The sequence below is a fragment of the Streptomyces albicerus genome (assembly GCF_008905045.1).
Classification (GTDB): domain Bacteria; phylum Actinomycetota; class Actinomycetes; order Streptomycetales; family Streptomycetaceae; genus Streptomyces; species Streptomyces albicerus.
Map to the genome: position 1 here is coordinate 74,370 of NZ_VWMY01000040.1, position 22,264 is coordinate 96,633.

The 22,264-nt window shown below is 70.1% G+C and carries 18 protein-coding genes; 9 read left to right on the forward strand and 9 right to left on the reverse strand.

Annotation, left to right across the window (positions count from 1 at the left end):
* Window positions 1–56: 56 nt before the first annotated feature.
* Both GAS53_RS32905 and GAS53_RS32910 read right to left on the reverse strand, forming a co-directional pair.
* Window positions 57–497 (reverse strand): protein-tyrosine phosphatase family protein, encoded by a 441-nt coding sequence (locus tag GAS53_RS32905; protein ID WP_151481379.1) that lies wholly within the window; start codon window positions 495–497, stop codon window positions 57–59.
* On the reverse strand, window positions 494–1,240 hold the full coding sequence (locus tag GAS53_RS32910; protein ID WP_151481381.1) for a FadR/GntR family transcriptional regulator: 747 nt from the start codon (window positions 1,238–1,240) through the stop codon (window positions 494–496). The genes GAS53_RS32905 and GAS53_RS32910 overlap by 4 nt, the downstream gene beginning before the upstream one ends.
* A gap of 291 nt (window positions 1,241–1,531) precedes the next feature.
* On the opposite strand from GAS53_RS32910, the gene GAS53_RS32915 reads away from it, so the two are divergent.
* The 5 genes from GAS53_RS32915 to GAS53_RS32935 all read left to right on the forward strand — a co-directional run bounded on the left by GAS53_RS32915 (window position 1,532) and on the right by GAS53_RS32935 (window position 8,362).
* A complete protein-coding gene (locus GAS53_RS32915) occupies window positions 1,532–3,160 on the forward strand; it encodes an ABC transporter substrate-binding protein (protein WP_151481382.1) in 1,629 nt (542 codons plus the stop codon).
* Window positions 3,161–3,290: 130 nt separating this feature from the next.
* Window positions 3,291–4,253, forward strand: coding sequence for an ABC transporter permease (locus GAS53_RS32920; RefSeq protein ID WP_151481384.1), 963 nt, complete (start codon window positions 3,291–3,293; stop codon window positions 4,251–4,253).
* Window positions 4,253–6,259 carry a dipeptide/oligopeptide/nickel ABC transporter permease/ATP-binding protein gene (locus GAS53_RS32925; RefSeq protein ID WP_151481429.1) on the forward strand — a complete coding sequence of 669 codons (2,007 nt, stop codon included), beginning with the start codon at window positions 4,253–4,255 and terminating at the stop codon, window positions 6,257–6,259. Before GAS53_RS32920 ends, GAS53_RS32925 begins: the two co-directional genes overlap by 1 nt.
* Window position 6,260: 1 nt before the next feature.
* Complete coding sequence (locus GAS53_RS32930) at window positions 6,261–7,382, forward strand: oligopeptide/dipeptide ABC transporter ATP-binding protein (RefSeq protein ID WP_225859238.1); 1,122 nt, start codon at window positions 6,261–6,263, stop codon at window positions 7,380–7,382.
* Between the two features lie 44 nt (window positions 7,383–7,426).
* Window positions 7,427–8,362 (forward strand): dihydrodipicolinate synthase family protein, encoded by a 936-nt coding sequence (locus GAS53_RS32935; RefSeq protein ID WP_151481385.1) that lies wholly within the window; start codon window positions 7,427–7,429, stop codon window positions 8,360–8,362.
* A 150-nt stretch (window positions 8,363–8,512) separates the two neighbouring features.
* On the opposite strand, the gene GAS53_RS32945 is transcribed toward GAS53_RS32935, so the two are convergent.
* The 6 genes from GAS53_RS32945 to leuA all read right to left on the reverse strand — a co-directional run bounded on the left by GAS53_RS32945 (window position 8,513) and on the right by leuA (window position 16,734).
* Window positions 8,513–9,721 carry a sialidase family protein gene (locus GAS53_RS32945; RefSeq protein WP_151481389.1) on the reverse strand — a complete coding sequence of 403 codons (1,209 nt, stop codon included), beginning with the start codon at window positions 9,719–9,721 and terminating at the stop codon, window positions 8,513–8,515.
* A 146-nt stretch (window positions 9,722–9,867) separates the two neighbouring features.
* On the reverse strand, window positions 9,868–10,536 hold the full coding sequence (locus GAS53_RS32950; RefSeq protein WP_151481390.1) for a response regulator: 669 nt from the start codon (window positions 10,534–10,536) through the stop codon (window positions 9,868–9,870).
* Complete coding sequence (locus GAS53_RS32955; RefSeq protein WP_151481392.1) at window positions 10,533–11,810, reverse strand: sensor histidine kinase; 1,278 nt, start codon at window positions 11,808–11,810, stop codon at window positions 10,533–10,535. Before GAS53_RS32955 ends, GAS53_RS32950 begins: the two co-directional genes overlap by 4 nt.
* 58 nt (window positions 11,811–11,868) lie before the next feature.
* Complete coding sequence (locus tag GAS53_RS32960) at window positions 11,869–13,965, reverse strand: MMPL family transporter (protein ID WP_192583385.1); 2,097 nt, start codon at window positions 13,963–13,965, stop codon at window positions 11,869–11,871.
* 163 nt (window positions 13,966–14,128) lie between these two features.
* The gene (locus GAS53_RS32965) at window positions 14,129–14,839 is read right to left on the reverse strand and encodes a TerB family tellurite resistance protein (protein ID WP_151481394.1); all 711 of its coding nucleotides are present in this window, start codon (window positions 14,837–14,839) and stop codon (window positions 14,129–14,131) included.
* A gap of 173 nt (window positions 14,840–15,012) precedes the next feature.
* Window positions 15,013–16,734, reverse strand: a complete 1,722-nt coding sequence (gene leuA, locus GAS53_RS32970; RefSeq protein WP_151481396.1) for a 2-isopropylmalate synthase — start codon at window positions 16,732–16,734, stop codon at window positions 15,013–15,015.
* A gap of 422 nt (window positions 16,735–17,156) precedes the next feature.
* Here leuA and GAS53_RS32980 point away from each other — a divergent pair, with 422 nt between their 5' ends.
* The 4 genes from GAS53_RS32980 (at window position 17,157) to GAS53_RS32995 (ending at window position 21,281) form a co-directional block, all read left to right on the forward strand.
* A complete protein-coding gene (locus GAS53_RS32980; RefSeq protein ID WP_151481397.1) occupies window positions 17,157–18,227 on the forward strand; it encodes a M4 family metallopeptidase in 1,071 nt (356 codons plus the stop codon).
* Between the two features lie 37 nt (window positions 18,228–18,264).
* A complete protein-coding gene (locus GAS53_RS32985) occupies window positions 18,265–18,531 on the forward strand; it encodes a protealysin inhibitor emfourin (RefSeq protein ID WP_151481399.1) in 267 nt (88 codons plus the stop codon).
* A 150-nt stretch (window positions 18,532–18,681) separates the two neighbouring features.
* Entirely contained in the window at window positions 18,682–20,016 is a 1,335-nt protein-coding gene (locus tag GAS53_RS32990) for a GH1 family beta-glucosidase (RefSeq protein WP_404829360.1), read from the forward strand.
* Complete coding sequence (locus GAS53_RS32995) at window positions 20,013–21,281, forward strand: MFS transporter (RefSeq protein ID WP_151481402.1); 1,269 nt, start codon at window positions 20,013–20,015, stop codon at window positions 21,279–21,281. Before GAS53_RS32990 ends, GAS53_RS32995 begins: the two co-directional genes overlap by 4 nt.
* Before the next feature lie 59 nt (window positions 21,282–21,340).
* Here GAS53_RS32995 and GAS53_RS33000 read toward each other — a convergent pair whose 3' ends face one another.
* Window positions 21,341–22,210 carry an NAD-dependent epimerase/dehydratase family protein gene (locus GAS53_RS33000; protein WP_151481404.1) on the reverse strand — a complete coding sequence of 290 codons (870 nt, stop codon included), beginning with the start codon at window positions 22,208–22,210 and terminating at the stop codon, window positions 21,341–21,343.
* Window positions 22,211–22,264: the final 54 nt, after the last annotated feature.

The window sequence follows — 22,264 nt, forward strand, 5'->3', positions numbered from 1 at the left end:
GGAAGGTGTCAGCGCGCGCTCACATCACGCGCCGGGTCCCTCAGGGTGTGCTCGCATCACGTCGCGAACCTGCGTACGTACGCCTTCTGCCACGGTGTCTCCACGGCGTGGCGGTCGTAGTGCCGGCGTACGAACTTCACGGCCTCGTCGGGCGGCACGCCGTCCAGGACGGCGAGGCAGGCCAGGGCCGTGCCCGTCCGTCCGCGGCCGCCTCCGCAGGCGATCTCGACGCGCTCGTCCGGGGCCGCGGCTCGGTCCCAGGCCTCCGTAAGGATCTTCCGCGCGTATGCCCGGTCCCGGGGCAGCCAGAAGTCCGGCCACCTCAACCACCGTGTCTCCCAAGGGACTTCGGGCGGCTGCTTGCCGAGCAGATAGATGCCGTACGTCGGACGGACCGCCGAAGGATCGAGCGCGCGCCGCAGTCCCCGACCCCGTACCAGCCGCCCGGAGGGCAGTCGCAGTACGCCGACCGACCCCTCGTCCCAAGCCTCGCTCATCCAACCCCCCGTGACTCCTGCGCCGCCCTCGACTCGATACCCCGGAAATGTACTGCCATCGCCTTCTGTGCTCCCTCGACATCCCGTGCTCTCAGGGCGACGACGATGTCACGGTGGCGGCGGACCGTGACGTCGGGCGTCGGATCGTCCGTCCAGCCCCGCACACCGGAGACCCGCCGGAAGACGGTCCAGAAGGCGCCCAACAGCTGGGGCACCAGGGCGTTTCCGAGGGACGCGTACAGCAACTCGTGGAATTCCCGGTCGAGTTCGGGGAACGGACGGCCCGCCCGGCCCGCCTCGTCCATCCGCTCCACCACGGCCTCGAGACGCTCCAGCTCGCCGTCCGAGAGCGCGGACGCCACGCGCCGTATCAGTCCCTCCTCCAGTACCTCCCTGACCTGGAGTATCTCGGCCAACGCGCCCGTGTCATCGCCCTGTTGGGCCAGTGTGCGGAAGGTCAGGCCATCGACGAACGGGGTCAGTGACGCCTGGCCGACGTACGTGCCGTAGCCGTGTCTGATCTCGACGATGTCGAGGGCCTGGAGGGCCTTGAGTGCCTCGCGGACGGAGTTGCGGCTGACGCCGAGGGACTCCATCAGTTCGGCCTCGGTGGGCAGCGGCGAGCCGGCCCGGAGCTTGCGGTCGAGGATCAGCTGCATGACCTCGCGCTGGATCTGGCTGCTGACCCGGCGCTCGCGGGCCGAGTGGCCCCGGGGGAGGGAGTTCCTGGGCTCCTGGAACATGGACTCCCGAGACACGGGCTCTCGAGACACGGGCTCCTGAGACGTGGGCTCCTGAGACATGCGCCGCATCGTACGCGCGCCGGACGTCCCACGTCCCACCTCCCGACAGGATCAGCCGTCAATCAAGGATTGACCGCCCGTCAACTCGTCGCATTTCACGGCGACATTGGTCGCACCTTTGGAAGAAATGGGATTCGTGCGCGTTCCCTTGACCGCCCCCACGACCCCTCTTATGGTCACGCTGCACCTATGACGTAGGACGTCGTATCTCCCACCCCTGCTGGAGGAACCGTGCGCGACGCGACCCACGCACCGGCGCTGCACCGCCGGTCGTTCCTGAAGTACTCCGGCGCGCTGGGCGCGGCCGCCGTGATCAGCTCGACGCTCTCCGCCTGTTCGTCGGGGCCGGAGTCCACGAACGAGACGGGCGGTGGCGGCGAGGGCGCCGACCGGACGCTCACCGCGGTGATCGGCTACGGCAACGACCAGAGCTGGGACCCGCTGATGACGGCCTCGGCGTTCTCGATGGCCGCCAACCACCACATCTACGAGGGGCTGCTGGACACCGACCCGATCAGCCGTGAGCCCTACGCGGCCCTGGCGACCGCGGCTCCGGCGGATCTCCAGGCGACGACCTGGAAGTTCACGCTGCGCGAGGGCGCGAAGTGGCACGACGGGCAGCCCGTCACCGCCGACGACGTCGTCTACACGTACGAGCGGGTGCTGGACACCAAGACGACGACGCTCGCCGCGAACTTCTTCGTGTCCTGGCTGAAGGAAGTGCGGAAGGTCGACGACAAGTCGGTGGAGCTGGTGCTCAAGTTCCCCTTCCCGGACGGGGTTCAGCGGCTCACGCTGGCCAAGATCATGCCCAAGCACGTGTTCTCGAAAGCGGGCGCGCTGGACGAGGCGACGACGGGAAAGGCGGTCGGTTCGGGGCCGTACCGGCAGACCGCGCACCACCCGAAGTCCAACACCACCTTCGAGGCGTTCGCCGACTACAACGGGCCGCGCAAGGCCGCGTTCAAGAAGATGAACTGGCTGACGATCGTGGACGCCGCGCCGCGCGTCGCGAAGATCTCCGGTTCCAGCGCGGGCGCGCAGATCTCCGACAACATTCCGTACGCCAATATCTCCCAGCTGGAGAAGGGCGGACTGAAAGTCGAGGGCGGGGCGGGCATGAACCACCTCTTCCTCCTCTTCAACACCGCTCACAAACCCTTCGACGACGTACGGGTGCGGCAGGCGCTGCATTACGCGATCGACAAGGAGAAGATGATCCAGGCCGCGCTGCGCGGTCACGGCAAGCCGGCGTCGTCGTTCCTCAACGAGGGGAATCCGACGTACCGGAAGGCGAAGACCGTCTACGACTACGACCCGGACAAGGCCAAGGCGCTCCTGAAGGAGGCCGGGGTCAGCGGGCTCACGATCAACCTGATGGCGGTCAACGTGAGCTGGATCGTGGACTGTCTGCCGACCATCAAGGCCTCCTGGGACGCCATCGGCGTCAAGACGACCCTCGAACCCCAGGAAACCGCCGCGCTCTTCACGAAGCTCGACCAGAAACAGGACTTCCAGGTCGTCGCGGCCGCCTCGAATCCGAATCAGTTCGGCCTCGACGCGGACCTGATCATGCATTACAACTACGGGCCCGGAAACACCTGGATGCGGTATGCCCGCTGGGAGACCAACTCCGTGGCGAAGGATCTCTTCAAGCGGATGGATCAGGCGACGCGGGAGCCCGACGCCGAGAAGAAGAAGCAGATGACGCAGGAGTACATCGACGTCGTCGCGGAGAACGCCGTCATCTATCCGGTCGTCCACAACGAGCTGATCACCGCGTGGGATGCGAAGGATCTAACGGGTATTCGGCCGCAGCCGTACCCGGGGATCAACTTGCTCCAGGCGAAGTGGGTTTAGGGGTTGTGTGGAGGGTGCGGGCCCGTCGTGGCTGGTCGCGCCCACGCGGCGGAGCCGCACAATGTCGCAGCCCCGCGCCCCTGAAGGGGCGCTTGCGGATCAGCCGGATTAATCTAGGAGAGAAGTATCCGTGGTCGCGATCGTCAGAATTCTGGGGCGTCGTATCGTCCTGCTCGTGCCGCTGATGCTCGGGATCGTCCTGTTCGTGTTCATCGTGATGCGGTTCTCGGACAGTGATCCGGCGTCCGCGTACTTCCAGGGCGCGAACCCCACCGAGCAGCAGCTGCACGACTTCCGTGAGCGCAACGGGCTGCTCGATCCGTTCCCGGTGCGGTACTTCGACTTCGTCGGGGATCTGATCCGGGGCGACATGGGCGTCAGCGCGCTGACCAGGGCGCCGGTCGTCGACCAGGTCACCACGGCCCTGCCGCTCACCATGCAGCTGACCTTCCTGGGCCTCGGCATCGCGGTCGTCCTCGCCCTGCTGGGCGGGGTCACCGCGGCGATCTACCGGGACCGGCTGCCCGACCAGCTGATCCGGGTCGTCTCGCTGACCGGTGTCGCGGCGCCCGGCTTCTGGCTGGCGCTGCTGATGATCCAGTACCTCGCCGTGGACCTGGGCTGGTTCCCGACCAGCGGATACGTCAACCCGGGTGACTCGTTCACCGGCTGGCTGAAGACCATGACGCTGCCCGCGTTCGCGCTGTCGCTGCCCGTCGCCGCGCAGCTCACCCGGATCGTGCGGACGGCCGTGGTGGAGGAGCTGGACAAGGACTACGTACGCACGGCGATCGGCAGCGGGCTGCCCCCGAGGGTGGTGGTCGGGCGGAACGTGCTGCGCAACGCCCTGATAAATCCGCTGACCGTCCTCGGTCTGCGCGTCGGCTATCTGCTCGGCGGCGCGGTCGTCATCGAGACGATCTTCAATCTGCCGGGGATGGGGAAGCTGATGATCGACGCCGTGAAGAACGGTGATCCGGCCGTCGTGCAGGGCGGCGTGCTCACGATCGCCTTCGGGTTCGTGGTCGTGAACCTCGTCATCGACATCCTCTATCTGCTGGTCAACCCGCGTCTGAGGAGTGCCGAAGCATGATGCTGATGTCTCGAAAGCGGCTGACCGACGTACTGTCCCGGCCGGGCATCCGCCTCCGGGGGTTCAGGCGCCTCCCCGTGATCTCGCGGATCGCCGTCGTCGTCATCGGGATCGTCGTCCTCGTGGCCCTGTTCGCCCCGCTGATCGCCCCGCACGACCCGCTCGACCAGGCACCCCTGATCGACCACGGCAACGGCGAGGGCGCGCCGTCGGGCGAGCACTGGATGGGGCAGGACAGCCTGGGCCGCGACATCCTCAGCCGGCTGATGTACGGGGCGCGCTGGTCCCTCGCGATCGGTCTCGGCGCGACCGGGCTCGCGCTCGTCGTGGGGGCGATCCTCGGCGCGATCGCGGCGACCTCGCGCAAGGCGGTCGACGAGACGCTGATGCGCTGCCTGGACATCATCATGGCGTTCCCCGGCATCGCGCTCGCGGCCGTCTTCGTCGCGGTGTTCGGCGGCAGCATCCCGATCCTCATCGGCGCGATCGCGTTCCTCTACATGCCGCCGATGGCTCGGGTCGTACGGGCCAATGTGATGGACCAGTACGGCGAGGACTATGTGACGGCCGAACGGGTGATCGGCGCCCGTACGCCGCACATCGTGCTGAAACACGTGGCCATCAACTGCGCGGCTCCGGTGCTGGTGTTCTGCACGGTGCAGGTCGCCGAGGCGATCGTCTTCGAGGCGTCGCTGTCCTTCATCGGCGCGGGTGTACGGCCGCCGGACCCGTCCTGGGGCAGCGTCATCGCGGACGGCAAGAACATGGTGCTGACCGGCGGCTGGTGGGCGACCGTCTTCCCCGGTCTGCTGATGCTGGTCACCGTACTGTCGCTGAACATCCTCTCCGAGGGCGTCTCCGACGCGTGGGCGGCGCCCGCCGCGCGGGACGTCGAAGCGCGCGAGGAGGACGACCGCCTGGAGGCTCCCGAGCCGGGCAGCGGGAAGGTCTTGGAGCTGCCGGGACTGACGGAGGCGGCCCAGCGGCTGCGTACCCGGGCGCGCCCTCTGCCCGAGGGACAACCGGTCCTGAGCGTCGAGAACCTGGCCATCGGCTTCGATGCCCGCCACGGGGGTGTGGACATCGTCGACGGCATCAGTTTCGACGTACAGCCCGGTGAAGTCCTGGGCCTCGTCGGCGAGTCGGGCTGCGGGAAGTCGCTGACCGCGCTCGCCGTGATGGGCCTGGAGCCGAAGGGCGCCCGGGTGCGCGGCCATGTCCGGTTCAACCAGCGGCAGTTGGTGGGCGAGCCGATGCGCGTACGGCGCAAACTCCTCGGCCACGAGATGGCGATGATCTATCAGGACGCCCTGTCGTCGCTGAACCCGGCGATGACGATCCGCGCCCAGCTCAAGCAGGTGGTCCGCAGGGGCGGCACGCGCACCGGCGCCGAACTCCTCGAACTGGTCGGCCTGGACCCGGAGCGCACCCTGCGCAGCTACCCGCACGAGCTGTCCGGCGGCCAGCGTCAGCGCGTCCTGATCGCCATGGCGCTGTCCCGCGATCCCAAGCTGATCGTCGCCGACGAGCCGACGACCGCCCTCGACGTCACCGTGCAGGCGCAGATCATAGAGCTGCTGCTGCGGCTGCGCGCCGAGCTGGACTTCGCGCTGGTCCTCGTCTCGCACGACCTGGCGCTCATCGCGGACGTCACCGACCGGGTCGTCGTGATGTACGGCGGCCAGATCGTGGAATCGGGCGTGACGGCGGACCTGGTGGAGTCCCCGTCCCACCACTACACGCGCGGACTGCTCGGCAGCGTCCTGTCGCTGGAGTCGGCGGCCGAACGGATGACGCAGATCAAGGGCGTCGTCCCCTCCCCCGCCGACTTCCCGGCGGGCTGCCGGTTCGCCGACCGGTGCCCGATGGCGACCGAGGTGTGCCGTACGACGGCTCCCCGGCTGGTCGGCCCGCCGCGCCGGCACGAGGTCGCCTGCCACCACCCGGCGATCGCCCTGACCACGACCCCGGCCGGGCCGGCCGAGCCGACGGAAGCGAGGCCGTGACGTGAGCCAACTCGTCGAGGGCCGTGACGTGAGCGGGCCCGTCGGCCCTCTCGTGGAGTTGTCCGACACCCATGTCGTCCACAGGGCGCGCACCGGCGGCCTGTTCGCCCGCGATCGCGTGTACGCCCTCACCGGCGCCGATCTCACCATCGCGCCCGGCGAGACGGTGGGCGTCGTCGGGGAGTCCGGCTGCGGCAAGTCGACGCTCGCCAAGGTGCTGGTGGGGGTGCAGAAGCCGACGTCCGGGACGGTGTCCTTCCGGGGCCGCGATCTGTGGACGATGACACCGGCCGAGCGGCGGCTCGCGGTCGGCGCGGGCACCGGCATGATCTTCCAGGACCCGTCGACGGCGCTGAATCGCAGATTGACGGTTCGTCAAATACTCCGTGATCCGCTCGACGTCCACAAGCGGGGGACGCCCCAGCAACGCGAGGACCGGGTAAGGGAGTTGATGTCCCTCGTCGGCCTGCCCAAGGCGCTGGCCGACGGGCTGCCCGGACAGCTGTCCGGCGGTCAACGTCAGCGGGTGGCCATCGCACGGGCACTCGCCCTCGATCCGGACCTGGTCGTGGCGGACGAACCGACGAGCGCGCTGGACGTCTCGGTCCGCGCCCAGATCCTCAACCTTCTCCTGGACCTGAAGGAGCGACTGGGTCTCGCCCTGGTCTTCGTCTCGCACGACATCCAGACCGTGCGGAGGATGAGCGACCGCGTCATCACCATGTACCTCGGCCGGATCGTCGAGGAGTCACCGGCCGACGAGGTCACCGACCGGTCCCGGCACCCGTACACCCGCGCCCTCTTCTCGGCGACACCCGGGCTGCTGGACCCCATCGACCCGATCCCGCTGGTCGGGCCCGTGCCGTCGGCCACGCGTCCGCCCAGCGGGTGTCCGTTCCGGACCCGCTGCTGGAAGGCGGACTCGGTCTGCGCCGAGATCATGCCGGACTTCGCGGCCGCGTCGAGTCCGGGACACCGGTTCCGGTGCCACCATCCTGTGCAGGACGGCCAGTCGACGCGCGACCTGGTCGCACAGGCCGTCAGCACCGTCCCGGAGGCCACCGCCATGGCCGATACACCGACGCAGAAGCCGACGCAGAGGCCGACGCAGAAACAGTCCTGAAGCAGGGCCTGCACGCAGGCCTCAAGCAGTCCTAGGGAGCCTTGATGCCCATTCCCGCCCCGCTGACCGGTGTCGTTCCGCCCGTCTGCACACCCCTGACACCGGACCGCGAGGTGGACGTCGCCTCGTTGACCAGACTGGTCGACCACCTGGTGGAGGGCGGCGTGGACGGCCTGTTCGTGCTCGGATCGTCCTCCGAGGCGGCGTACTTGACGGACCGTCACCGCCGACTGGTCGTCGAGACGGTCGTCGGCCACCTGGGGGGCCAACTGCCCGTGCTCGCCGGGGCCATCGACATGACGACCCCTCGCGTACTCGACCACGTCCGGTACGTCACGGATGCGGGCGCGGACGCGGTCGTCGTCACCGCCCCCTTCTACACCCGTACGCATCCGGCGGAGATCGCCCGCCACTACCGGCTGATCGCCTCGCGGTCTCCGGTGCCGGTGTTCGCGTACGACCTCCCTGTCGCCGTCCACTCCAAGCTGAGCGCGGAGTTGGTGCTCGAGCTGGCCGCGGAGGGGGTGCTGGCCGGGCTCAAGGACTCCAGCGGGGACGAGGGGGGCTTCCGGGCCGTCGTCACGGGCGCCCGCGCGCACCCCGCCGTCTCCGGGTTCTCCGTCCTCACCGGGTCCGAGCTCGTCGTGGACACCGCGTTGGCCATGGGCGCGGACGGGGCCGTGCCCGGGCTCGCGAACGTGGATCCTCACGGGTACGCGCGGCTGTACCGGCTCTGCCGCGAGGGGGACTGGGAGCGGGCCCGGGCCGAACAGGAGCGGTTGTGTGCGTTGTTCGGGATGGTGCGGGTGGGGGATCCGGGGCGGATGGGTGGGAGTTCGTCCGGGCTCGGGGCGTTCAAGGCGGCGCTGTACTTGCGGGGGGTCATCGAGTGTGCGGTGACCGCGGAGCCTCAGGTGGTGTTGTCGGCGGCGGAGGTTGAGCGGGTGGGGAAGTTTCTGGCGGGGGCGGGGTTGCTGTAAGGGCATTTCCTTTCCCCAACCCCGCCCCTTCCCGAAGCTGGGGGCTGCGCCCCCAGACCCCCGCTTTCGGCCTGAACGGCCTCGTCCTCAAACGCCGGACGGGCTGAAAATGTCAGCCCGGGCCGCGAAAATCCAGCCAGCCCCCGCCCACTACCCCCGCAGCTCCCCGACCGCCACCCGCCGGAACTCAATCGTCTCGTACGTCCCCGCCACGCCCGTCTCATAGAGAATCCCGACCTTGTCCCCGCCCAACTGCACGAGGTCGGAGTACGCGGCCCGCCGCGTGGACAGGGTCTTCGCCTTGGTGAAGGTCACCCCCGCGTCCGCGCTGCGCCAGACCGCCATGGCCTCCCGCGACGTGGGCACGGAGGGCCCCGAGAAGAGCAACGGAGCACCGGCCCCCTTCAGCTGGAGCACACTGCACTGGACGACGGGCACGTCGTTGAGGGTGGGCTGGACCAGATAGGGCCGGTCGAGCGTGACACCCCCGTCACTGGAGTAGCTGTCGAGCCGGTTCCCCACACTGCTCCCATGCTGGTCCCGGGCACTGAAGTACAACCGCCCGTCGGGCAACTCGGCGGCAATGCTCTCGTTGGAGTTGTCGACCCCGTCGTACGAGTCGTCCACGAACCCGATCCGCCACGTGCCCCCACCGTCATCGCTGTAGATGGCGTGAGCCCCGTAGTACTTGGCCTCCTGCCCGGTATCGGCGGAGCCGTCCGGCGGCGCGGCCGAGTGGTTGGCAGGCACGACGAGCCGCCCGGCGTGCGGCCCCCGGGTGAGCGCCACCGCGTGCCCGGGCCCGGTGGCATACCACCGCCACCCCGGCAGCTTCACCGCCCCGGTGATGTCCCGGGGAGCACTGAAACGCCGCCCGTCGTCCCGGCTCGTCTGCACGAAGACCCGCCGGCTCTGCTCGGCCGTGACCTCCCCCCGCATGATCTGCGCCTCGGTCACCGCACCGCTGTTGTAGGACGTGAGGAGAACGACCTTCCCGGTACGCGGATCGACGACGGGCGCGGGGTTGCCCCGTGTGTCCCCCTGGCCGGCGGCGACGACGGTCAGCGGCCCCCACGTACAGCCACCGTCACCGGACCGTCTGAGCACGACGTCGATGTTCCCGGTGTCCCCGGCACCGTTGCGTCTGCCCTCGGCGAAGGCGAGCAGCGCACCGGTGCGAGTCGTGACGGTGGCGGGGATGCGGTACGTGTCGTAGCCGCTCTGCCCGGCCGTGAACGGAACGGAGGAGACACATCCCCTCGCCGGCCGCTCCGCGGCGAACGCGGTACCGGTGGACGCGAGTCCGGCGGTGAGCCCCGCCACGGCGGCCAGGGCGACGAGACGACTCGTGGCGGTCACGGCTTCTCCTGAGGATGCGGGGGGGTGCACGAGGGCAGACATGGGACGTGGGATGACTCAGGTGAACCTAATGCGCACCAAGGGACAGAGCAATAGCCATGCGACGACAGTGAGTTGAGAGCCGTACGCCGTGCCCCCGAGCGAACTCAGACAGCCCCAGGTATCACAAGCCCCGACTCATACGCCACGATCACCAGCTGCGCCCGGTCCCGCGCCCCCAACTTCCCCATGATCCGGCTGACATGAGTCTTGGCCGTCAGCGGACTGAGCCCCAACGCTTCCGCGACCTCCGTGTTGTTGAGCCCGCGCGCGACCAGCGTGAGTACCTGCCGCTCCCGTTCGGACAGTCCCTCCGGCCCGCCCACCGAGGACGTCGCTGCATCGGGCGCGCGCAGAAAGCGGGCGATGAGCCGCGAGGTCGGACCGGGCGAGAGGAGGGACTCCCCCGCGGCCACCGTCCGGATGGCGTCCAGGAGTTCGGCGGGCCTGATGTCCTTCACGAGGAAGCCGGACGCTCCGGCCCGCAGCGCTTCGACGATGTGCTCGTCGGTGTCGTACGTCGTCAGGACGAGTACCTTCACGCCCGCGAGATCCTCGTCGGCGGCGATGAGCCGGGTCGCCTCGATCCCGTCCAGGTCGGGCATCCGGATGTCCATCACGACGAGATCGGCCCGCGCGGACCGGGCCAGCTCCACGGCCTCCCGCCCGGTACCGGCCTCGGCGACGACCTCCATGTCCCCGGCCGACTTGACGAGCATCGCGAAGGAGGCCCGTACGAGGGTCTGGTCGTCGGCGAGCAGTACGCGGATCGTCATCGGGCCTCCTCCCGGGGCAGCGGCAGCGCGGCGGTCACCTCGAAGCCCTCGGTGGGGTCCGGTCCGGCGTCCAGTGTGCCGCCCACGCTACGGGCCCGCTCGCGCATCCCGACGAGTCCGAACCCCGGCGTGCCACCGAACGCCTCCGTCGTGCAGCCCGTCCCGTCGTCCGAGACGCTCACCCGCAGAGCCCCGTCCGCGGTCCACAGGCCCACCCGGACCGTGAGATCGTCGCGGCCCCCGTGACGTACGGCGTTGGTGAGGGCCTCCTGCACGATCCGGTAGGCGGCGGCTCCCACCGAGGGCGGTACGCCGTCCGCGCGAACGGACAGCTCGACCTTCGCCCCGGAGGCCCGGGCCGTCTCCGCGAGATCGGCGAGACCGTCGAGCCCGGGCAAGGGACCACGGCTGTCCCCGGAACCGGAACCCCAGCCGGAGCCAGGACCGGATCCGGTCCCCGCCCCCAGCTCGCCCTCCACGCTCACATCGCTCGCCCGCAGCACCTCCAGCGTCGTACGCAACTCCCCCCGAGCCGTCCGGCACGTCCCCGCGATGTCGTCCAGCGCCTGGGCGACGGCCTTCCGGTCGAGGCGTTCCGGATCGGCGGCGAGGACATGGGCCGCGACGGACGTCTGTACGCCGATCAGCGTGATGCTGTGCGCGAGCAGGTCGTGCAGGTCCCGGGCCATCCGCAGCCGCTCCTCGGCGACGCGGCGCCGGGCCTCCTCCTCGCGGGTGCGTTCGGCGCGTTCGGCGCGTTCCAGGGCGGAGGCGAGGTACTGGCGGTGGACGCGGATGTAGCCGCCGAGGAGCAGTACGGAGATGAGCCAGCCGGTGATGCGGATGATCTCGGCGAGTCCGTCCGGATTGGTGACCGCGTTGACCGTGAGGGTCGTGCCGATGAGGACGGTCCCGACGAGCAGGGTGCGGCGGGCGCTGCCGGTGACGGCGACGGTGTAGAGCGCGAGCAGGGTCGCCGGGACGGGGGCGCTGTGGGTGTAGTCGAGCGCGTGGTACGGGGCGACGCAGGCCACCACGGCCAGCATGGCGGTCATGGGGTAGCGCCGGCGCCAGATCAGCGGGACGTGCGCGCCGAGCAGCAGCGTCCACCCGAGGAGGTCGGGGTCGCGCCCGTCCTTGATGAAGAGGGCCATGACGGTGGTGAGGGCGACCACTGCGGCGGCGAGGTGCGCGTCGTTGCGCAGGGAGGGGACCGCCGGAGGGCGGTTGACGGCGGTCAGGGCCCGCTCGATGAGGGATTGGGGACGCGGCACTGCTCCATCTTCCGTCAGGCGGGCGCCCCTCCGGCAGAGGAGGGACGCCCGAGTGTGTCTACGGAACTGCGACAGGCTCCGGCTGTCGCGGCGGCTCCTGCGCATCAGGATCCGGCTCCGGTTCGCGGGACAGGCGGCCCGGCCACCACACCTTCCGCCGCAGGGCGACGCCGGCGCTGGTCACCAGGTACGTCCGTACGAGGAAGGTGTCGAGCAGCACTCCCACGGAGATCACGAAGCCCAGCTCGACCAGCTGCACCAGGCCCATGTTCATCAGGACCGCGAAGGTCGCGGCGAGGACGAGACCGGCGGAGGCGATGACACCTCCCGTCGTCCGCAGCGCGGTGAGCGCGGCGGTCACCGGTTCGGCGCCCGCCAGGGATTCCTCCCTCATCCGGTGCATCAGGAAGATGCCGTAGTCCACGCCGAGGGCGACGAGGAACACGAACGACAGCAGTCCGAGCCCCGGATCGACCCCCTCGAAGCCGAAGACCGGGCCGAAGACCAGTCCGCCGATGCCGAGCGCCGCGCCCCACACCGCGATCACGGCGACCACCAGCAGCAGCGGCGCGACCAGGCTGCGCAGCAGCGCGACCAGGATCAGCAGCACGGAGGCGAGGACCAGAGGCACGACGATCTTCATGTCGCTGGAGTTGGTGTCCTTCAGGTCGATCTGCTCGGCGCTCGGACCGCCCAGATAGGAGCCCTTGAGCTCGGAGCGCAGGGACTCGATCGTGGCGGTCTCGCCCGCCGACTGGGGCGCGTCCTTCGCGACGACGGAGATCTCCGTCCAGCCGTCTCCGCTGCGTCCCCGCTCGGCGCTGGCGACGCCGTCATGGCCTCGGACCTTCGCCAGCGTGGCGTCGGCCTGCCCGCTGGGGGTGATCACGTTGATCGGCTGGGTGCTCCGCTCCGGGTAGGCGGCGGCGAGCGTCTGCATCGCGACGACCGCGTCGGGCTTGTCGACGAAGGAGTCCTCCTGCTTGACCGTCCCCGGCAGGTTCAGCATGCCCAGCGCGAGGGCGCCGAGCAGGACCACACCGCCCCCGAGCACGGCCAGCGGCCGCCGCCCGGCGGAACTGCCCATCGCGGCGAACAGCGACCGGCGCTCCTTCGGCCGGCTCCCGAACGCGGGCACCAGCGGCCAGAACACCCGGCGGCCGAACAGCACCAGAAGCGCGGGCAGCAGCGTCAGCATCGCGACGAGCGCGCACAACACGCCGACCGTGCCCATCGGACCCATGCCGCGGCTGCTGTTGAGGTCGGCGGCGAGCAGGCACAGCAGTCCGGCGGCGACCGTGCCGGACGAGGCCAGGACGGCCGGGCCGCAGCCGCGCAGGGCGGCCCGCATCGCGTCGTAGGGCCGCTCGATGCGTCGCAGTTCCTCCCGGTAGCGGGCGATCAGCAGCAGGGCGTAGTCGGTGCCCGCGCCGAACACGAGGATCGTCATGATGCCCGTGCTCTGGCCGGAGATGGTCGTGCCGAACGCGGAGTGGAGGCCGTACGCGACACTCATCGAGAGGTAGTTGGCGACGCCCGCGACGGCGAGCGGCACGAGCCACAGCAGCGGGCTGCGGTAGATGAGGATCAGCAGGATGGCGACCACGCCGACGGTGGTGTAGAGCAGCGGGCCGTCGAGTGAGTTGTAGACCTCACCGGCGTCGGTGGCCAGCGCTCCCGGGCCGCCCACGTCGACGCTCAGCCCGCCGTCCCCCTGGGCGACATCGCGTACGTCGTTGACGAACTCGTCCCGCAGTTCCTCGTCGATGCCGGGTTCGTTGGTGGCGACCGGGTACATCAGGGTGGTCCCGCCCTCGGACGGCACCCCCCGGGGTGTCCCGGTCAGCTGGTTCGCGCCGGCGATCTCGTCGACCTGCTGCTGCGCCGTCGTACGGTCGGCCGCGGTGAGCCCGCCGTCCCGGTGGTAGACGAGCACGATCTCGGTCGTCTCGCCGCCCGGCAACTGCTCCTGGATCTTGGCCACTTGGGTCGAGTCCGCACTCGCCGGCAGATAGTCCACGGCTCGGTCGTGCTGCACGTCGGACAGCTTCGACGCGAACGGGCTCACGAAGGCGAGCAGGCCCACCCAGAGCCCGAGCAGCACCCATGGCACGGCTCGTCGCCGCGTACGCGTGGTTGTCTTTCCGGGCCCCATGTCGGGGTCCCCCTCCCTTGAACGGGTGTCTGGACATGACCAGACTCCCGGCGCGGGGCGCGCGATTCGTCGGGCGGGAGGGCGAGGTCGCGGGTACTGCCGGGGGCGACTACGGGGCTGGATTACTCCCTGGGGAGTACGAGGGCCGTACGGCGCGGCAGGCTCACGACGGCGTGCGGGCCGCTGTCAGCAGCCGCGTCACGTCGTCCGCGCAGATGGTCAGGGCCGCGCCGACCGTCGCGAGGGTCTCGCGTTCGGCGGGGGTGTAGGGGCCGTCGGCCAGGGCGATACGGGCGCCCTGGAGGAGGATGGCCTCGCGGCCGGTGGGGGCGAGGTGCGGGGCCAGTGGGTCCAGGGCCTCGTGGAGCTCTATGGCCAGGCCGGGGCCGCAGGGCTCGCCGAGGATGCGGCCGGTGTCGGCGGCGAGGGCCTCGACGAGGGCGGCGAGCTGTTCCTCGGTGCAGTCGTCGAAGCCGGCCGAGCGGACGGCGCTCGCGGCGGTCTCCAGGGACGTACGGGCGCAGGTGCCGCCGGCGGCGAGGACGGCGAGGGCGACGGTGTGGACGGCGTCGCGGAGCATCGCCGAGAAGCGGGTCGTGGTCGGGTGGTCGAGGACGTCCGCGCTGAAGTGGTGGCGGCAGGCGGCGCACTCGACGACGGGCCCCGTCTCGCCGCGCGGGAGGACCGGGACGCCGAGGCAGGTGAAGCGGCGGCGGCCGGTGAGGCGCTGGTAGTTGCGGTCGCCTCCGCAGCCGGGGCAGAAGAACTCTCCGTCACCGACGGTGGTCCACGCCGTACGGGTTCCGAGGATGCGCGAAACACTCATGGCGCCGACGCGGACAAACCGGCCGTTTCGTCCCCATCCTGGCAGCACGTCGCACCTCCGTAACCCCACGGCAACATCGCCGCGTTGGCGTGATGTTAGCCACATTGTTGAGGCGGAGTCAGTACCCAGGTAGAGACCGCCGCGGGACATGGCCGGATAAGTGCCGCGGTCCCGCCCGCCTGTGTGGCGGACGGGACCGGAGAAACAGCAGGTGAACGGTCTTATCGGGTGGCGCGGTTGACGGCGGAGACGACGGCCTTCAGGGACGCGCGTGTCGTATTCGCGTCGATGCCGATGCCCCACAGAACCTTGTCGCCGATCGCGACCTCGATGTACGAGGCGGCCTGCGCGGAGGCGCCCTCGCTCATCGTGTGCTCCTGGTAGTCCAGCAGCCGGGCGTCGACGCCGATGCCCTGCAGTGCGTGGAAGAACGAGGAGATCGGGCCGTTGCCGGTGCCGACCAGGGTGGTCTCGACGCCGTCCACCTCGGCCTCGACGGTCAGCGTGTCCACGCCGTCCTTGTCCGTCGTGGACTGGCCGTTGCGGACCTGGATACGGCCCCAGGGGTTCTGGGGGTTGGGCAGGTACTCGTCCTGGAAGATCGCCCAGATGTCCTTCGGCGTGACCTCGCCGCCGTCGGCGTCCGTCTTCACCTGGATGATCTTCGAGAACTCGATCTGCATCCGGCGCGGCAGGTCCAGCTTGTGGTCGTTCTTCAGGACGTACGCGATACCGCCCTTGCCGGACTGCGAGTTGACGCGGATGACGGCCTCGTACGAGCGGCCGACGTCCTTCGGGTCGATCGGCAGGTAAGGGACGGCCCACTCGATGTCGTCGACCGTGACGCCCTTCGCGGCCGCGTCGGCCTCCATGGCGTCGAAGCCCTTCTTGATGGCGTCCTGGTGGGAGCCGGAGAAGGAGGTGTAGACGAGGTCGCCGACGTACGGGTGGCGGGCGTGGACCGCCATCTGGTTGCAGTACTCGGCGGTGCGCCGGACCTCGTCGATGTCCGAGAAGTCGATCTGCGGGTCGACACCCTGCGAGAACAGGTTCATGCCCAGCGTGACCAGGTCGACGTTGCCGGTGCGCTCGCCCTGCCCGAACAGACAGCCCTCGATGCGGTCGGCGCCGGCCATCAGTGCCAGCTCGGCCGCGGCGACGGCCGTACCGCGGTCGTTGTGCGGGTGGACGGACAGGCAGACGTACTGTCGGCGGGACAGGTTGCGCGACATCCACTCGAAGCGGTCCGCGTGCGTGGACGGCGTCGAACGCTCCACGGTGGCGGGCAGGTTGAGGATGATCTCGCGGCCCGGACCAGGCTGCCAGACGTCCATGACGGCCTCGCAGACCTCCAGGGCGAAGTCCAGCTCGGTGTCGGTGAAGATCTCGGGGCTGTACTGGTAACCGAAGGTCGTCCGCTCGTCGAGCAGCTTCTCGGCGTACTCCACGACCAGCCGCGTGCCGTCCACGGCGATCTGCTTGATGTCGTCCTTGGAGCCGCGGAAGACGACCCGGCGGAAGACCGGGGCCGTGGCGTTGTACAGGTGGACGTTCGCGCGCTTGGCGCCCTTCAGAGACTCCACGGTCCGCTCGATCAGGTCCTCGCGGGCCTGGGTCAGTACGGAGATCGTGACGTCGTCGGGGATCGCGCCCTCTTCCTCGATGATCGAGCGCACGAAGTCGAAGTCGGTCTGACCGGAGGCCGGGAAGCCGACCTCGATCTCCTTGTAGCCCATCTTCACCAGCAGGTCGAACATCTCGCGCTTGCGCGCGGGCGACATGGGGTCGATCAGGGCCTGGTTCCCGTCACGCAGGTCGGTGGAGAGCCAGCGGGGGGCGACGGTGATCCGGTTGTCCGGCCACGTCCGGTCGGCGATGTCGACCTGCTCGTACGGGCGGTACTTGTGGATCGGCATGGAGGTGGGCTGCTGGCGGTTCGCCATGATGCGAGGGCTCCTCGTGGTGTCCGGAAGGACGGCCGACGGCGCAACGCCAGACTCCGCGGGGAGGGGGTCGGCCTCGACTACAGGCCCTCACCGCGGCAGCTAAGGAGGAGCATCCCAAAACGCATGATGCCCCGCATGCTAGCCCAGTCACGCTCAGTGCGGGGTGCCGTATCAGTATGCGGGACTGCGGCGAAATCCGTAACAAAAGGTGCACAAGGTCACACGGGGCCGCATTGGCGCGCCCCTTCAGGGGCGCGGGACTGTGACATTTTGCGGCTCCGCCGCGTGGGCGCGAGCAACCACGGACGGCCTGCGGCGATTAGCACAGCGACCACCCCTACGGCGCCCACATCCCCGCATTTCACCAATCATGGTTGCCCCTAGTGACAGCCAAGTCACACAGTGCAATGGTGCCGGGCATGACGACCAACGGGGGCTTCGAGCCCGTCTTCTGCACCATCGTTCCGCCTCACGTCCTCGACACCCTGGCCCAGTCCGAGGACCCCGCCCTCGCCGGCAAGGCGCGCCGCACGCTGGAGCACGACGCCTTCGAGCGCACCCACCGCCGCCTGACCACAGTCCTGGGCGCCCCCACCCTCGCCCCGCCGAAGGCCGCCGCCGGGGACCAGCCGAACCGCACGATCCACGACGCCAAGCACAAGCAGGACCTGCCCGGCAAGAAGGTGCGCGGCGAGGGAGACAAGCCCGGCAAGGACGCCACGGTCAACCGCGCGTACGCCGGTCTCGGCGCGACCTTCGACCTGTTCCTGAAGGCGTACGAGCGGAACTCGATCAACGGCGAGGGGCTGCCGCTGAACGCGACCGTGCACTTCGGCGAGGACTACAACAACGCCTTCTGGAACGGCGAGCAGATGGTCTTCGGCGACGGTGACGGCGAGATCTTCCTCGACTTCACCATCCCGGTCGACGTCATCGGCCACGAGCTCGCGCACGGCGTCACGCAGTACACGGCGAACCTCACGTACTTCGGGCAGCCGGGCGCGCTGAACGAGCACTTCTCGGACGTCTTCGGCTCGCTCATCAAGCAGTACACGCTCGGCCAGACCGCCGCCGAGGCCGACTGGCTGATCGGCGCGGGCCTGCTCGCGCCGCGCGTCACCGGCAAGGCGCTGCGCTCGATGAAGGAGCCGGGCAGCGCGTACGACGACGACGTGCTCGGCAAGGACCCGCAGCCCGCCACGATGGACGACTATGTGCAGACGGGCCGGGACAACGGCGGCGTCCACATCAACTCCGGCATCCCCAACCACGCCTTCTACCTGGTCGCGACCGCGCTCGGCGGGCACGCGTGGGAGCGGGCCGGGCGGATCTGGTACGACGTGCTGACCGGCGGCGAGCTGGGCTCGAAGGCGAACTTCACGGACTTCGCGACGCTGACCGTGGCGAAGGCGCGCGCCTCGTACGGCGAGGGCGAGGAGCTGCAGGCCGTCACGAAGGGCTGGGAACAGGTCGGCGTACGGACCCTGTGAAGTGGCCCCGGCCTCCCTTTCGTACTAGACAGGAACCATGCGTATTCAGGTGAGGCGCACGGGCGGATTCGCGGGCATCGACCGGCACGCCGAGGTGGAGACCTCGGGCCGCGCCGACGCCCAGGAGTGGCACACCCTGGCCGAACGCGCGATCGCGTCCGGCCGGGGCACGCCCCCCATCGGGGTTCCGGACGGCTTCAGCTACCAGATCACCGTGAACGACAAAACGGTGTACTGCGCGGACCCCCGCTTGACGGAGGAGCAACGCAAACTGATCTCAAGGGTCCTGAAGGAGGGCGCGTAGCGCCCTCTAGGGGCGCGGGGAACTGCGCGACCAGCCACAGACGGCCGGCAGTCGCGCGATCACAGCACAACCCCTCCCCCTGGGCGCCCGGTCGGAAGCCGTAACTCCTAGTTCACACCAGCCCGTTGACTTCGGTTACCCCCGGTACGGATGATCGCGCGCATGGCGACGAACCCGATACCCCAGTTCCCGGACGGCTTCCTCTGGGGAGTCTCGACCTCGGCCCACCAGATCGAGGGCGCCGCGGACGAGCGCGACCCATCGGTCTGGGACGCCTTCACGGCCGAACCGGGCCGGGTGAAGGACGGCTCGACGGCCGCCGTGGCCTGCGACCACTACCACCGCTACCCCGAGGACGTCGCACTCCTGCGCGACCTCGGCGTGGACGCGTACCGCTTCTCGATCTCCTGGCCGCGGGTGAACTCCCCCGGCGGCCTCGACTTCTACGACCGCCTGGTCGACGAACTGTGCGCGGCGGGCATACGGCCCGTGCCGACCCTCTTCCACTGGGATCTCCCGGTGTCCCTCGACTGGCTGAACCGGGACACGGCCGAGCGGTTCGCCGAGTACGTCGCCCTCGTGGCCGCCCGCCTCGGTGACCGCGTCAGCAAGTGGATCACCCTCAACGAGCCTGCGGAACACACCCTGTTGGGCCACGCGCTGGGCGCGCACGCGCCCGGCAAGCAGCTCCTCTTCGACGCGCTGCCGGTGGCCCACCACCAGCTGTTGGCCCACGGCCTGGCCGTACGGGCCCTGCGCGCGGCCGGAGTCACGGACATCGGGATCGCCAACTCGCACGGCCCGACCTGGCCGGCGTCCCAGGAGCCCGCGGACCTGGAGGCGGCCGGCTTCTACGACGTACTCCTCAACCGGCTGTTCTCGGACCCGGTGCTGCTGGGCCAATACCCGGAAGGCATCGGCGAGTTGATGCCCGGGGACGCCGAGGACGTCGCCTCCGACCTGAAGGTCATCGCGGAGCCGGTCGACTGGTACGGGATCAACTACTACGCGCCGACGAAGGTGGGCGCGCCCCAGGGCTCGGAGATCGAGTTCGGCGGACTGACGATGCCCGCCGAACTCCCCTTCTCCGTAAGGGAGATCGAGGGCCACCCGGTCACGGACTTCGGCTGGCCGGTGGTCCCGGAGGGGCTGACGGAGCTGCTGGTGGACTTCCGCGCGCGGTACGGCGACCGGCTCCCGCCCGTGGTCATCACGGAGAACGGCTGCTCGTACGAGGGACTCGACGACCAGGAGCGGATCGCGTACCTGGACGGTCATCTGCGGGCGCTGCACCGGGCGTTGGAGCAGGGCGTGGATGTCCGCGGGTACTTCGTGTGGTCGCTGCTCGACAACTTCGAGTGGGCGGAAGGGTACGCGCGCCGCTTCGGCCTCGTGCACGTGAACTTCGAGGACGGCGCGGGGCTGGAGCGGACCCCGAAGGCGTCGTACGGCTGGCTGAGGGACGTGTTGCGGGCGCAGAGGTGACGGCACCGCCGCAGGACGGGCCTTCGTCGGCCGATGCGCTCGCCGAGCCCGTCGAGCGGGTGGGCCGGAGCTGGACGACGTCTCTCTCGCTCGCCAACTGGGCGATCTGGGTGGGCTGGTACGGCCCGTTGCAGATCCTGCTCGCCTCCCAGGCGGAGAACTTCGCGCCCGGCACGGGCATGTCGAAGGAGACGCTGCTGGCGTGGGTGACGGGCGTGGGCGCGGTGGTGTCGCTGCTGGCGAACCCGTTCTTCGGCGCGCTGTCCGACCGTACGACGGCCCGCTGGGGCCGCCGTACGCCGTGGATCGTGGCGGGTGCGGCGGGCGGCGCGCTGTCGCTGCTGCTCCTCGGGGCCGCGGGTGGTCCATGGACCATGGCGCTGGGCTGGTGTCTGGCGCAACTGACCCTCAACGCGGCCTGGGCGGCGGTCACCGCGGCGGTGCCGGACCGGGTGCCGCGGCTCCAACGGGGTTCCGTGGGCGGCTGGTTGGGAGCCGCGCAGATCCTCGGCGTGGTCGGCGGAACGGGCCTGGCGACGCTGGCCGGAGGCGTCACGGCGGGGTATGCGGCATGCGCGGCGTTCACGCTGCTGGGCGTGCTGCCGTACGTACTCCGCCACCGGGACATACGACTGCCCCCGGAGGCCCGCCCGCCCTGGTCCTGGCGCGCCTTCCTGGGCTGCTTCTGGCTGAGCCCGCGCCGCCATCCGGACTTCGGCTGGGCCTGGCTGACGCGCTTCCTGGTCAACCTGAGCAACAGCCTCGGAGTCCTCTACCTCCTCTACTACCTGAGGGACCGACTGCACCACCCCGACCCCGAGCGGGGCGTCCTGATCCTGACGGCGGTGAACGCGGTGATGCTCCTCGCGACGGTCGTGGTCGCGGGGGTGTGGTCGGACCGGGTGGGACGCCGCAAACCGTTCGTGACCTGGTCCGGCATCGTCATGGCGATCGCGGCGGGAGTGATCGCGGTCTGGCCGACCTGGCCCGGCACCATCGTCGCGGCGGCGCTCCTCGGTCTCGGCTTCGGCGTCTTCGCCTCGGTCGACTTCGCCCTGATGACCGACGTCCTCCCGAAGGCCCTCGACCGCGGCAAGGACCTGGGCGTCATCAACGCGGCCAACGCCATCCCCCAGGTCGCCGCCCCCGCCCTGGCCGCCCCGATCGTCACGTACCTGGGCGGCTACCGGGTGCTGTACGGGGTGGCGGCGGTGATCGGCCTGGCGGGGGCGGTGCTGGTGGGCCGGATCAAGGGAGTGGACTGACTCCGTACCCCGTCAGTCCGTCCGCCCGTCCGCCCCGCCACTTCGTACTCCGTCCTCGGTCAGAGGACGCCCGCGTCCCGGGCCGTCCACACGCTCGGATACAGCGGCCGGAACCCCAGCTCCCGCCGGATCCGCTCCGTGGAGACGATGCCGAGCCAGGGATCCGCGTCCTCGCGCCCCTGCAGCTCCTCGGGAACGTCGAGCCCGTTCAGCCAGTGCAGCTCGACCGTCATCACGGGTGCGTCGTCGGCGATGTTGTAGATCCGCCCGTCGGCCCCCGAGGCGTACAGCAGCCGGAGCAGCCCCTGCGCCACATCCGCGTGGTGCACCATCTGCAACCGCTGCGTCGCGGCCCAGTTCCCCGCCCACCGCATCGCCTGGGCGAGGTGCGCGTCACCGTCGCCGTAGACGAAGGCGAGGCGCCCGACGCGTACGTCCAGATCCTCCAGGGCCAGCAGCCCCCGCTCGGCCTCGGCCTTCGACTCGGGGTACGCGCCCCACAAGAGCCCGCCGGGCACGGTCGGGTCGGTCTCCGTGTGCGGACGCCCCCGTCCGGTGCCGTACACGAGGTTCGTGCTGACCTGCACGAACCGCCGTACGCCGGAGACGACGGCCGCGTGCCCCAGCTCGAGCGCCGCGTCCCGGTTGACGGCCCAGGCCTCCTCGTCCGGTACGCCTCGGAACGCCGCCGCGACGTTCACCACCGAGTCGGCCCCGGCGAGCGCCTTGCCCAGCGTCTCGGCGTCCCGCAGATCGCCGACCACCACCTGCGCGCCCAGGTCGGCGAGGCGGTCGGCCCGCGCCTCGTCCCGGACCAGGACCCGCACCTGATCCCCGGGCCGGGCGGACTCCCCCGCCGCCCGCGCCAGCAGCCGGGGCACGAACCGCCGCCCGACCTCGCCCGTCGCACCCGTCACCAGTGTCAGCATCGTCCGCTCCTCGCTCGTCACCCTCGTAACCGCTCTCGTACGGCCAGCGTGGGA